The organism is Streptomyces sp. NPDC059524 (genome assembly GCF_042749255.1).
Lineage (GTDB): Bacteria > Actinomycetota > Actinomycetes > Streptomycetales > Streptomycetaceae > Streptomyces > Streptomyces xanthii.
In genome coordinates this window covers 17,388-29,281 of sequence record NZ_JBHYTK010000103.1, presented here as the reverse complement: position 1 = coordinate 29,281, position 11,894 = coordinate 17,388, and the positions used below count along the sequence as shown (strand labels likewise).

General features: G+C 70.7%; 10 protein-coding genes. 6 read left to right on the top strand and 4 right to left on the bottom strand.

Annotated features, from left to right (window positions below):
- Positions 1 to 50 precede the first annotated feature (50 nt).
- Positions 51 to 1,457: a gluconate:H+ symporter gene (locus ACFW9D_RS25705; RefSeq protein ID WP_384625282.1), complete on the bottom strand. Its 1,407-nt coding sequence runs from the start codon at positions 1,455 to 1,457 to the stop codon at positions 51 to 53.
- Positions 1,458 to 1,519: 62 nt separating this feature from the next.
- The gene (locus ACFW9D_RS25700; protein WP_188339834.1) at positions 1,520 to 2,038 is read right to left on the bottom strand and encodes a gluconokinase; all 519 of its coding nucleotides are present in this window, start codon (positions 2,036 to 2,038) and stop codon (positions 1,520 to 1,522) included.
- Positions 2,039 to 2,206: 168 nt separating this feature from the next.
- Here ACFW9D_RS25700 and ACFW9D_RS25695 point away from each other — a divergent pair, with 168 nt between their 5' ends.
- Positions 2,207 to 2,908 carry a FadR/GntR family transcriptional regulator gene (locus tag ACFW9D_RS25695; RefSeq protein WP_384625279.1) on the top strand — a complete coding sequence of 234 codons (702 nt, stop codon included), beginning with the start codon at positions 2,207 to 2,209 and terminating at the stop codon, positions 2,906 to 2,908.
- 23 nt (positions 2,909 to 2,931) lie between these two features.
- Here ACFW9D_RS25695 and ACFW9D_RS25690 read toward each other — a convergent pair whose 3' ends face one another.
- Positions 2,932 to 3,327: a YchJ family protein gene (locus tag ACFW9D_RS25690; RefSeq protein WP_384625276.1), complete on the bottom strand. Its 396-nt coding sequence runs from the start codon at positions 3,325 to 3,327 to the stop codon at positions 2,932 to 2,934.
- A 61-nt stretch (positions 3,328 to 3,388) separates the two neighbouring features.
- Positions 3,389 to 4,315 (bottom strand): AraC family transcriptional regulator, encoded by a 927-nt coding sequence (locus tag ACFW9D_RS25685; protein ID WP_384625273.1) that lies wholly within the window; start codon positions 4,313 to 4,315, stop codon positions 3,389 to 3,391.
- A gap of 184 nt (positions 4,316 to 4,499) precedes the next feature.
- Here ACFW9D_RS25685 and tkt point away from each other — a divergent pair, with 184 nt between their 5' ends.
- The 5 genes from tkt to pgi are packed head-to-tail and all read left to right on the top strand — an operon-like array spanning position 4,500 to position 11,892.
- Positions 4,500 to 6,596, top strand: a complete 2,097-nt coding sequence (gene tkt, locus ACFW9D_RS25680; RefSeq protein ID WP_384625270.1) for a transketolase — start codon at positions 4,500 to 4,502, stop codon at positions 6,594 to 6,596.
- A gap of 41 nt (positions 6,597 to 6,637) precedes the next feature.
- A complete protein-coding gene (gene tal / locus ACFW9D_RS25675) occupies positions 6,638 to 7,765 on the top strand; it encodes a transaldolase (protein ID WP_384625268.1) in 1,128 nt (375 codons plus the stop codon).
- Positions 7,762 to 9,294, top strand: coding sequence for a glucose-6-phosphate dehydrogenase (zwf, locus tag ACFW9D_RS25670; RefSeq protein ID WP_188339840.1), 1,533 nt, complete (start codon positions 7,762 to 7,764; stop codon positions 9,292 to 9,294). Before tal ends, zwf begins: the two co-directional genes overlap by 4 nt.
- Positions 9,291 to 10,238: a glucose-6-phosphate dehydrogenase assembly protein OpcA gene (gene opcA / locus ACFW9D_RS25665; protein WP_188339841.1), complete on the top strand. Its 948-nt coding sequence runs from the start codon at positions 9,291 to 9,293 to the stop codon at positions 10,236 to 10,238. The genes zwf and opcA overlap by 4 nt, the downstream gene beginning before the upstream one ends.
- Positions 10,231 to 11,892, top strand: a complete 1,662-nt coding sequence (gene pgi / locus ACFW9D_RS25660) for a glucose-6-phosphate isomerase (protein ID WP_384625264.1) — start codon at positions 10,231 to 10,233, stop codon at positions 11,890 to 11,892. Before opcA ends, pgi begins: the two co-directional genes overlap by 8 nt.
- The last annotated feature ends 2 nt before the right edge of the window (positions 11,893 to 11,894 follow it).

The following is an 11,894-nucleotide window of genomic DNA, read 5'->3' as shown; positions in this document are numbered from 1 at the left end:
CGACCGGAGAGGTCGGGTGGGGGCCGCCGCCGTGTGCCGGGCCCGTGGCGCTAGATCAGTACGGACAACAGCAGGACCAGGCCACCGGCGACGACCGAGATGATCGTCTCCATCACCGACCAGGTCTTCACCGTCTGCCCGACGCTGAGCCCGAAGTACTCCTTGACCAGCCAGAAGCCCGCGTCGTTGACGTGGCTGAAGAACAGCGAGCCCGCGCCGATCGCCAGCACCAGCAGCGCCGTGTGCGTGTCGGTCATACCGGCCGCCAGCGGGGCCACCAGACCGGCCGCCGAGACGGTCGCGACCGTCGCCGAACCCGTCGCGAGCCGGATCACGACCGCGATCAGCCAGGCGAGCAGCAGCGTCGGGATCGACCAGTCCTTGGAGATGTCCAGGACCATCTGGCCGACGCCGGAGTCGATCAGGGTCTGCTTGAAGCCGCCGCCCGCGCCGACGATGAGCAGCACGCCCGCGATCGGGGCGAGCGACTTCTCGGTCGTGGAGGCCAGCTTGCCCTTGGTGAAGCCCGCCGGGCGGCCCAGGGTGAACATGGCCACGATGACGGCCGCGAGCAGGGCGATCAGCGGCGAGCCGACGACGTCGAACACGCGCTGCACGGTGTGCTCGGGGTTGTCCACGATGATGTCGACGAGCGCCTTCGACAGCATCATCACGACGGGCAGCAGGATCGTGGCGACCGAGGCGCCGAAGCTGGGACGGCCCTTCAGCTCGTCCGAGGCGCGTGCCGGGATCATCTTCTCGGGCGCGGGGACGTCCACCCACTTCGCGGCGAACTTCGAGAACACCGGACCGGCGATGATGACCGTCGGGATCGCGACGAGGACGCCGAGGGCCAGGGTGATGCCGAGGTTGGCGCCGACCGCGTCGATCGCGACGAGCGGGCCGGGGTGCGGCGGGATCAGGCCGTGCATCACGGACAGACCGGCGAGGGCCGGGATGCCGATCCGCATCAGCGAGTAGTTGCCGCGCTTGGCGACCATCAGGACGACCGGGATCAGCAGCACGATGCCGACCTCGAAGAAGAGCGGCAGACCGATGATCGAGGCGATGAGGACCATCGCCCACGGCATCGCCTTGCCGCCGGACTTGCCGGCCTTGGCGAGGATCGTGTCCACGATCTGGTCGGCGCCGCCGGAGTCGGCGAGCAGCTTGCCGAGGATCGCGCCGAGCGCGATCAGGACACCGACACCGGCGACGGTCGAACCGAGACCGGCGCTGAAGCTCGTGATGACCTTGTCGAGCGGGGCGCCGGCGACCGCGCCGAGCGCGAGCGAACCGATGGTCAGCGCGAGGAAAGCGTGGAGCTTGAACTTCGTGATGAGCAGGACGATGACGGCGATCCCGACGAGCACGGCGATCCCGAGCTGGGCATGGCCCGCGGACGTGATCGGCTCGACGGCGTCCGCTGCCAGCGTCTCGACACTGAGACTGGTCACGGTCTGATCCCTTGTACGAGGAGGGGAGGGGGACGGAACGACTACTGGGGGGTGGGGGAGGGTTAGGGCTGGTCGGAGTCGAGCGCGGCCAGGGCCTTGACGGCCCGGTCCGTGATCTCCTCCGGGGAGCCCGACACGTCGACGTCGACGCCCGCCTCGTCCGCCTGGAGCGGCTGGAGCGTGGCGAACTGAGAGTCCAGCAGGCTCGTCGGCATGAAGTGGCCCTCGCGGTGGCTCATCCGGTCGAGGATGAGCTCACGGCTGCCGGTGAGGTGCAGGAAGACGGCGTCCGGGGCCTCGGAGCGCAGCAGGTCCCGGTAGCTCCGCTTGAGCGCGGAGCTGGAGACGACGCCACCGAGTCCGGCGCGGCTGTGCGCCCACCGGCCGATGGCCTCGAGCCAGGGGCGGCGATCGTCGTCGTCCAGGGGCGTCCCGGCCGACATCTTGTCGATGTTGGCCTGCGGGTGGAAGTCGTCGCCCTCGGCGTACGGAACGCCGAGACGCTCGGCGAGCAGGGGACCGATCGTTGTCTTGCCGGTGCCTGCCACGCCCATGACCACGACGACGTGGGGGGTGCTCATCGCTGCCTCGCTGTCTTCATCGCTGTCTTCGTCGACATCGCTGTGTCACGTCACTGAAACCCAATAGGTCTGACTAATTCAAGAGTCTGTGACATAAAAGTCGGACTATTTATTCCGGGTTCCGGTGCCGCGTCGTGCGCGTCACGTCCTGCCTCGTACTCTTTCGACATGACCACACAGGACCGGGGCCTGCACGCCCGCGTACTCGAGAGCCTCGGTCCCGCCATCACCGCGGGGGAGTACCCCGCGGGCAGCGTGCTGCGCACCGACGAACTGGCGCAGCGGTACGAGGTCTCGCGCTCGGTCATGCGGGAGGCCGTGCGCGTCCTGGAGTCCATGCACCTGGTCGCGTCGCGCCGCCGGGTCGGCGTCACCGTGCGGCCCGCCGCGGAGTGGAACGTCTACGACCCGCAGGTCATCCGCTGGCGCCTCGCCGGCGCCGACCGGGCCCGCCAGCTGCGCTCGCTCACCGTGCTGCGCTCGGCGGTCGAACCGGTCGCCGCGGGCCTCGCCGCCCGCCACGCCACACCCGAGCAGTGCGCCGCGCTCACCGAGTGCGCCCTCGGCATGGTCGCGACCTCGCGCGGCCAGCAGCTGGAGAAGTACCTCGTGCACGACATCGACTTCCACCGCATCGTGCTCAACGCGTCGGGCAACGAGATGTTCGCGCACCTGGGCGACCTGGTCGCCGAGGTGCTGGCGGGCCGCACCCACCACCAGGTCATGTTCGAGGACCCCGACCCGGCCGCCGTCACGCTGCACGTGCGCGTCGCGGAGGCGGTCCGGGAGAAGGACGCGGAGCGCGCCGAGGCGCTCACGCGGGAGATCGCGGTGGGCGCGCTCCAGGAGTTGGACATCCTCGCGCCCTGAACGCGCCCGGTGGCGGGGCCGGGTTACTCGATGAAGTCGCCGTCCACGTACACCCAGGCGCCGTCGACCCGGACGAACCGGCTGCGCTCGTGCAGCGAGCCCGCCCGGCCGTCGTCCTTGTAGCGTGCCCGGTAGGTGACGGTGCCGCGCTGGTGGAACGCCGAGCCGTCGGCCGTCTCCAGGACCTCCAGGCCCACCCAGGTGAGCCCCGGGTCGAACTCCACCGCCGGCGGCCGCGTGTCAGGGTGCCAGGTGCGCAGCAGATAGGCCGCGTCCTTGCGGGTGAACGCGGCGTACCGGGACCGCATCAGCGCCTCGGCCGTGGGCGCGGCGGACCGGCCCGAGTGGTAGCGGCCGCAGCAGTCCTCGTACGCGGCGGGGAGGCCGCAGGGGCAGGTGGTCGGGGTGGGGCGTGCCATGGCGCCGACTCTACCCAGCGGCCCGTGCGGGCGTGCCCCCAGACCTGTGGGGCCGCTCGGCTCAGACCTGCTCGGCGCGGAAGACCGCCGGGGTCGTCCCCGCGTGCTGCTGGAAGTACTTCGAGAAGTTCGCCGAGTCGGGGAAGCCGACCGCGACCCCGATCCGGCCCACCGGCAGATCCGTGTGCGCGAGCAGCCGCTTCGCCTCCAGGACCACCCGCCGGTCGATGAACGCCTTCGGGGTCTGCCCGGTCGCCGCCCGCACCGCGCGCACCAACGTCCGCCGCGAGTAGCCCAGTTCGTCGGCGTAGGCGCTCACGCTGTGGTTCGTCTTGAAGCCGCGCTCGACGGCCGTGCGGAACCGGGTGAACGTGGTGTCCGGCTGCGGCCGGCACTCGTCCGCCGCGGCCTGCGCCGACACGTGCGCGACCCGGAGCATGAACGCCGTCAGCGTGTGCCGCAGCACGTTCGTGTGCAGGCTCAGCGGCAGCGTCTCCGTGTCCAGGTACTCGCGCTGCAACTGCGCCAGCGAGGCTTCGAGCGCGGCGAGTTGGTCCGGGCCGGGGTGCAGCAGCGGCGGCCGGTCGTAGCGGTACAGGCCGGTCGCCTCGACGATCGAGCGGGGCAGGAAGCCCGGCTGCATGGTCAGCACCGTGCCCACGTAGGGCTCGGTCGCGGAGAAGCCGTGCACCTGGCCGGGCCGGATCCACAGCACGTCGCCCGCGCCGACCTCGTACTCCGCGAAGTCGATCATGTGGTGCACCGGGCCCGCGCGGAAGAACAGCAGGACGTGGAAGTCGATGCGGTGCACACGCCGCGACAGATCGGCCCCGCCGGCCCACGGACCCTCGGTCCCCATCGGGCCGACCTGGATCCCGACCCCGGACACGCTGGTGCTCGGATCGAAGGGATACGTGCGGATGCGCGCTCGTTCTTCCGGGGTCGCTCCCAGATGTGCGCTCGTCTGCGCGGGGTCCTGCTCCGTCATCGACCTTCCTCGGCTTCGGGGCCTGTGGGTGTCCCATTTTCACCGAACAACGGCACGGGGGCACCTGCCGTTTCAAAAGTATGACCTTTAAGTTGGGTACCGGTTCGACCTGGGACTTTGGTCCCGGCCGGGCGGTGCCTTCGGGCACGTGGACAGGACAACGGATGCGAAGGAAGTCCCACAGATGAGCACGCAGACACCGCACGGTCTCGACCCCTTCGAGCGTCCCTTCGAGTGGACCGCGCTCGACCAGCGAGCCGTCGACACCGCGCGTCTGCTGGCGGCCGACGCCGTGCAGAAGGTCGGCAACGGACACCCCGGCACGGCCATGAGCCTCGCCCCCGCCGCCTACACCCTCTTCCAGAAGGTCATGCGGCACGACCCCGCCGACCCGGAGTGGACCGGCCGCGACCGCTTCGTCCTCTCGCCCGGCCACACCAGCCTCACCCTGTACACCCAGCTCTTCCTCGCCGGCTACGAGCTGGAGCTCGACGACCTGAAGGCCTTCCGCACCCAGGGCTCCAAGACCCCCGGCCACCCCGAGTACGGCCACACCGCCGGCGTCGAGACCACCACCGGCCCGCTGGGCCAGGGTGTCGCCAACGCCGTGGGCATGGCGATGGCCGCCCGCTACGAGCGCGGCCTCTTCGACCCCGAGGCCCCCGAGGGCGCCAGCCCCTTCGACCACACCATCTGGGCGATCGTCTCCGACGGCGACCTGGAGGAGGGCGTCTCCGCCGAGGCCAGCTCCCTCGCCGGCCACCAGAAGCTCGGCAACCTCGTCTTCGTCTACGACGACAACCACATCTCCATCGAGGGCGACACCGAGACCGCGTTCTCCGAGGACGTCCTGAAGCGCTACGAGGCCTACGGCTGGCACGTCCAGCGCATCGAGCCGCTCGTCGACGGCAACACCGACGTCAAGGCCCTGTACGAGGCCCTCGCCGCCGCCAAGGCCGAGACCGGACGCCCGTCCATCATCGCGATGCGCACGATCATCGCCTGGCCCGCCCCGACCGCGCAGAACACCGAGGCCTCGCACGGCTCCGCGCTCGGCGCCGACGAGATCGCCGCCACCAAGCGCGTCCTCGGCTTCGACCCCGAGCAGACCTTCATCGTCGAGGACGAGGTCCTCGCCCACGCCCGCACCGCCCTGGACCGTGGCACCGAGGCGCACGCCGCCTGGGACAAGCAGCTCGGCGCCTGGCGCACCGACAACCCCGAGCGCGCGAAGCTGCTCGACCGGATCGTCGCGGGCCGCCTGCCCGAGGGCTGGGAGGACGCGCTGCCCTCCTTCGAGGCCGGCACCAAGGTCGCCACCCGCGCCGCCTCCGGCAAGGTCCTCCAGGCCCTCGGCCCGGTCCTGCCCGAGCTGTGGGGCGGCTCCGCCGACCTCGCCGGCTCCAACAACACCACGATCGACAAGACCAGCTCCTTCCTCCCCAAGGGCAACCCGCTGCCCGAGGCCGACCCGTACGGCCGCACCGTCCACTTCGGCATCCGCGAGTTCTCGATGGCCGCCGAGATGAACGGCATCGCGCTCCACGGCAACACCCGCATCTACGGCGGCACCTTCCTGGTCTTCTCCGACTACATGCGCAACGCGGTCCGCATGTCCGCGCTGATGCAGCTCCCCGTCACGTACGTGTGGACGCACGACTCCATCGGCCTCGGCGAGGACGGCCCCACCCACCAGCCCGTCGAGCACCTCGCCTCGCTGCGCGCCATCCCTGGCCTCAACATCGTCCGCCCGGCCGACGCCAACGAGACGGCCGTCGCCTGGCGCGAGATCCTGCGCCGCGGCTCCGCGAAGCCGGCCCCGCACGGCCTGGCGCTCACCCGGCAGGGCGTGCCCACGTACGCCCTGAACGAGGACGCGGCCAACGGCGGTTACGTCCTCGCCGAGGCCTCGAAGGAGACCCCGGACGTCGTCCTGATCGCCACCGGCTCCGAGGTGCAGCTCGCCGTCGCCGCCCGCGAGACGCTGGAGGCCGAGGGCGTCGCGACCCGCGTCGTGTCGATGCCGTCCGTCGAGTGGTTCGAGGAGCAGGACCAGGCCTACAAGGACGCCGTCCTTCCGCCGTCCGTGAAGGCCCGTGTGGCTGTCGAGGCCGGCATCGGTCTGACCTGGTACCGCTATGTCGGCGACGCCGGCCGGATCGTCTCCCTGGAGCACTTCGGCGCCTCCGCCGACGCCGGGATCCTGTTCCGCGAGTTCGGCTTCACCGCCGAGAACGTGGCCGAGCAGGCCCGGGAATCTCTCGCCGCCGTCCGCCGTTGACCCGTACGCGTCATAGCACTCGAAAGAAGATGAAGAAGAACATGAGCAGCACCGTGGCCCCCCTCAAGTCCCTCTCCGACGCGGGCGTCTCCATCTGGCTGGACGACCTCTCCCGCAAGCGCATCGAGTCCGGCAACCTCGCGGAGCTTGTCGAGAACAGCCACGTCGTCGGCGTCACCACGAACCCCTCGATCTTCCAGGGCGCCATCGGCTCCGGCGAGGGCTACGAGGAGCAGCTCGCCGACCTCGCGGTCCGCAAGGTCACCGTCGACGAGGCCGTCCGCATGATGACCACGGCCGACGTCCGCGCCGCCGCCGACATCCTGCGCCCCGTCTACGAGACCACCCAGGGCCGCGACGGCCGCGTCTCCATCGAGGTCGACCCGCGCCTGGCCCACGAGACCGAGGCCACCGTCGCCGAGGCCAAGCAGCTCGCCTGGCTCGTCGACCGCCCCAACGTCATGATCAAGATCCCGGCGACCCTCGCGGGCCTGCCGGCCATCACCGAGGTCATCGGCCTCGGCATCAGCGTCAACGTCACGCTGATCTTCTCCCTGGACCGCTACAAGGCCGTCATGGACGCCTACCTGGCCGGCCTGGAGAAGGCCCGTGCCCGCGGCATCGACCTCGCCACGATCCACTCCGTCGCGTCCTTCTTCGTCTCGCGCGTCGACGCCGAGATCGACAAGCGCCTCGACAAGGCCGGCACCGACGAGGCCAAGGCGCTGAAGGGCAAGGCCGCCCTCGCCAACGCGCGGCTCGCCTACGAGGCCTACGAGCAGGTCTTCGCCTCCGAGCGCGCCACCGAACTGGAGGCCGCCGGCGCCAACAAGCAGCGCCCCCTGTGGGCCTCCACCGGCGTCAAGGACCCCGCGTACAAGGACACCCTGTACGTCGACGAGCTCGTCGCCCCCGGCACCGTCAACACCATGCCCGAGGGCACCCTGAACGCCACCGCCGACCACGGCGAGATCACCGGCGACACCGTCACCGGCGGCTACGAGCAGGCCCGCGCCGACCTCGCCGCCGTCGAGGCCCTCGGCATCTCCTACGACGAGGTCGTCCAGCAGCTCGAGGACGAGGGCGTCGCCAAGTTCGAGATCGCCTGGACCGACCTGCTCGGCACCGTCTCCGCCCGCCTCGCCGGCGAGGAGGCGCAGGCCAAGTGAGCGCCTCCGCCTGGCTCAACCCCCTGAGGGACCCCCGCGACCGCCGTCTGCCGCGCGTCGCGGGCCCCTCCGGGCTCGTCATCTTCGGCGTCACCGGCGACCTCTCCCGCAAGAAGCTCATGCCGGCCGTCTACGACCTCGCCAACCGCGGTCTGCTGCCCCCGGGCTTCTCGCTCCTCGGCTTCGCCCGCCGCGAGTGGGAGGACCAGGACTTCGCCCAGGTCGTCCACGACTCGGTCAAGGAGCACGCCCGTACCCCCTTCCGTGAGGAGGTCTGGGCCCAGCTCGCCGAGGGCATGCGCTTCATCCCCGGCGACTTCGACGACGACACCGCGTTCAAGCAGCTGCGCGCCGCCGTCGACGAGCTCGACGAGAAGCGCGGCACCAGCGGCAACTACGCCTTCTACCTGTCGGTCCCGCCGAAGTTCTTCCCCAAGGTCGTCCAGCAGCTCAAGAAGCACGGCCTCGCCGACGCCCCCGAGGGGTCCTGGCGCCGCGCCGTCATCGAGAAGCCGTTCGGCCACGACATCGCCTCGGCCCGCGAGCTGAACGCGATCGTCCACGACGTCTTCGCGCCCGAGCAGGTCTTCCGCATCGACCACTACCTCGGCAAGGAGACCGTCCAGAACATCCTGGCGCTCCGCTTCGCCAACCAGATGTACGAGCCCATCTGGAACCGGAGTTACGTCGACCACGTGCAGATCACGATGGCCGAGGACATCGGCATCGGCGGCCGCGCCGGCTACTACGACGGCATCGGCGCCGCCCGCGACGTCATCCAGAACCACCTCCTCCAGCTCATGGCCCTCACCGCCATGGAGGAGCCCGCGTCCTTCGACGCCGAGTCGCTCGTCAACGAGAAGCTCAAGGTCCTCAAGTCCGTCCGCGTCCCCGCCGACCTGGAGCGCTCCACCGTGCGCGCCCAGTACGCGGGCGGCTGGCAGGGCGGCGAGAAGGTCAAGGGCTACCTCGAGGAAGAGGGCATCGACCCCAAGTCGAAGACCGACACCTACGCCGCCGTGAAGCTGGAGATCGACAACCGCCGCTGGGCGGGCGTCCCGTTCTACCTGCGCACCGGCAAGCGCCTGGGCCGCCGCGTCACCGAGATCGCGGTCGTCTTCCAGCGCGCCCCGCACTCCCCGTTCGACTCCACCGCCACCGAGGAGCTCGGCCAGAACGCCATCGTCATCCGCGTCCAGCCCGACGAGGGCATGACCGTACGCTTCGGATCCAAGGTTCCGGGCACCTCGATGGAGATCCGGGACGTCTCGATGGACTTCGCCTACGGCGAGTCGTTCACCGAGTCCAGCCCGGAAGCGTACGAGCGGCTGATCCTGGACGTACTGCTGGGCGACGCCAACCTCTTCCCGCGCACGGAGGAGGTGGAGGAGTCCTGGCGGATCCTCGACCCCGTCGAGGAGCACTGGGACACCCACGGCCGTCCGGCCCGGTACGCCTCCGGCAGCTGGGGCCCGGTGGAAGCCGACGAGATGCTCGCACGAGACGGACGGAGCTGGCGCAGGCCATGAAGATCGACCTGACCGACACCACGGCAAGCAAGATCAACAAGGCGCTCGTACAGGGGCGCCGGGCCATCGGCACCCCGGCCGTGGGCATGGTGCTCACGATGGTCATCGTCACCGACGAGGAGAACGCCTACGACGCGGTCAAGGCCGCCGAGGAGGCCTCCCGCGAGCACCCCTCGCGCACCCTCGTCGTCATCAAGCGCACGGCCCGCACCCCGCGGGACCGCCAGGGCACCCGGCTCGACGCCGAGGTGCGGGTCGGGTCCGACGCCGGCACCGGCGAGACCGTGATCCTGCGCCTGTACGGCGAGGTGAGCCACCACGCCGCCTCCGTCGTCCTGCCGCTGCTGCTGCCCGACGCCCCGGTGGTCGTCTGGTGGCCGGTCGACGCGCCCGACGAGCCCGCCAAGGACCCGCTCGGCGCCCTCGCCGCCCGCCGCATCACCGACCTGTACGCCGACGCGGACGCCCTCGACGCCCTCGACCGGCGCGCCGTGTCCTACACGCCCGGCGACACCGACCTGGCCTGGACCCGGCTCACCCCGTGGCGCTCCATGCTCGCCGCCGCCCTCGACCAGGCCCGCGTCGAGGTGACCTCGGCCGCCGTCGAGTCGGAGGCCGGCAACCCCAGCGCCGAGCTCCTGGCCCGCTGGCTCGGCGCCCGGCTCGGCGTCCCGGTCGAGCGCGTCGTCAGCGCCGGCCCTGTGGTCACCGCGGTCCGGCTCGGCACGGCGAACGGAGAGATCCGCATCGACCGCCCCGACGGCCCCCTCGCCACCCTCACCCTGCCCGGCCAGCCCGAGCGCACCCTCGCCCTGAAGGTCCGCACCACCGCCGAGCTGATCGCCGAAGAGCTCCGCCGCCTCGACGCCGACGAGATGTACGCCGTCGCGCTCCAGGCCGGCACCGGCACCTCCGACTCCAAGGAGTCCGTTCAACATGCCTGACCCGACCACCCCGCTGACGCGCCGCCCGCAGTGGACCGCCCTGGAGGACCACCGCGCCAAGACCGACGGCACCCATCTGCGCGAGCTGTTCGCCGCCGACCCCGAGCGCGCCGACCGCTACACGCTGCGCGTCGGCGACCTGCACATCGACTACTCCAAGCACCTGATCACGGACGAGACCCTCGCCCTCCTGCGTGAACTGGCCGCCGCCACCGACGTCTTCGGACAGCGCGACGCCATGTTCCGCGGCGAGAAGATCAACACCACCGAGGACCGCGCCGTCCTGCACACGGCCCTGCGCGCCCCGGCCGACGCCGTGATCGAGGTCGACGGCGAGAACGTCGTGCCGCAGGTGCACGCCGTCCTCGACCAGATGGCCGCCTTCGCCGACCAGGTCCGCTCCGGCGCCTGGACCGGCCACACCGGCAAGCGCATCAGGAACGTCGTCAACGTCGGCATCGGCGGCTCCGACCTCGGCCCCGCCATGGCCTACGAGGCGCTGCGCCCGTACACCGACCGCGACCTGACGTTCCGTTTCGTCTCGAACGTGGACGGCGCCGACCTCCACGAGGCCGTCCGCGACCTCGACCCGGCCGAGACGCTGTTCGTCATCGCCTCGAAGACCTTCACCACCATCGAGACGATCACGAACGCGACCTCCGCCCGCGACTGGCTCCTGAAGGGGCTCGGCGCCGGCCAGGAAGCCGTCGCGAAGCACTTCGTCGCCCTGTCGACGAACGCGGAGAAGGTCGCCGAGTTCGGCATCGACACGGCCAACATGTTCGAGTTCTGGGACTGGGTCGGCGGACGCTACTCGTACGACTCCGCCATCGGCCTCTCCCTGATGATCGCGATCGGCCCGGAGCGCTTCCGCGAGATGCTCGACGGCTTCCACCTCGTCGACGAGCACTTCCGCACCGCCCCGCCCGAGGCCAACGCCCCGCTGATCCTGGGCCTGCTCGGCATCTGGTACGGCAACTTCCACGGCGCCCAGTCGCACGCGGTCCTCCCGTACAGCCACTACCTGTCCAAGTTCACCGCGTACCTCCAGCAGCTCGACATGGAGTCGAACGGCAAGTCGGTGCAGCGCGACGGCGAGGCCGTGGACTGGCAGACCGGCCCGGTGGTCTGGGGCACGCCCGGCACCAACGGCCAGCACGCCTACTACCAGCTGATCCACCAGGGAACGAAGCTGATCCCCGCCGACCTCATCGGCTTCGCGAAGCCCGTCGAGGAGCTCGGCTCCGGACTGGCGGCCCAGCACGACCTGCTGATGGCCAACCTGTTCGCGCAGGGCCAGGCCCTCGCCTTCGGCAAGACCGCCGACGAGGTCCGCGACGAAGGCGTCGCCGAGGAGCAGGTCGCCCACCGCACGTTCCAGGGCAACCACCCGACCACGACGATCCTCGCCACCGAGCTGACCCCCTCGGTCCTCGGCCAGCTCATCGCCCTCTACGAGCAGAAGGTGTTCGTCCAGGGCGCGGTCTGGAACATCGACTCCTTCGACCAGTGGGGCGTCGAACTCGGCAAGGTCCTCGCCAAGCGCGTCGAACCCGCCCTCACCGAAGGCGCGCGGGTCCCCGGCCTCGACGCCTCCACCCAGTCCCTCGTCGACACGTACCGCGCCCTGCGCGGCCGCACTGAAGGTAAGTGAAC

What these genes read in the sequence shown, in the direction of transcription:
- ACFW9D_RS25695 (WP_384625279.1), top strand. Translation starts at nt 2,207, where the DNA reads ATGACCACACAGGACCGGGGCCTGCACGCCCGCGTACTCGAGAGCCTC.
- ACFW9D_RS25700 (WP_188339834.1), bottom strand. Translation starts at nt 2,038, where the DNA reads ATGAGCACCCCCCACGTCGTCGTGGTCATGGGCGTGGCAGGCACCGGC.
- opcA (WP_188339841.1), top strand. Translation starts at nt 9,291, where the DNA reads ATGAAGATCGACCTGACCGACACCACGGCAAGCAAGATCAACAAGGCG.
- tal (WP_384625268.1), top strand. Translation starts at nt 6,638, where the DNA reads ATGAGCAGCACCGTGGCCCCCCTCAAGTCCCTCTCCGACGCGGGCGTC.
- ACFW9D_RS25690 (WP_384625276.1), bottom strand. Translation starts at nt 3,327, where the DNA reads ATGGCACGCCCCACCCCGACCACCTGCCCCTGCGGCCTCCCCGCCGCG.
- ACFW9D_RS25685 (WP_384625273.1), bottom strand. Translation starts at nt 4,315, where the DNA reads ATGACGGAGCAGGACCCCGCGCAGACGAGCGCACATCTGGGAGCGACC.
- pgi (WP_384625264.1), top strand. Translation starts at nt 10,231, where the DNA reads ATGCCTGACCCGACCACCCCGCTGACGCGCCGCCCGCAGTGGACCGCC.
- tkt (WP_384625270.1), top strand. Translation starts at nt 4,500, where the DNA reads ATGAGCACGCAGACACCGCACGGTCTCGACCCCTTCGAGCGTCCCTTC.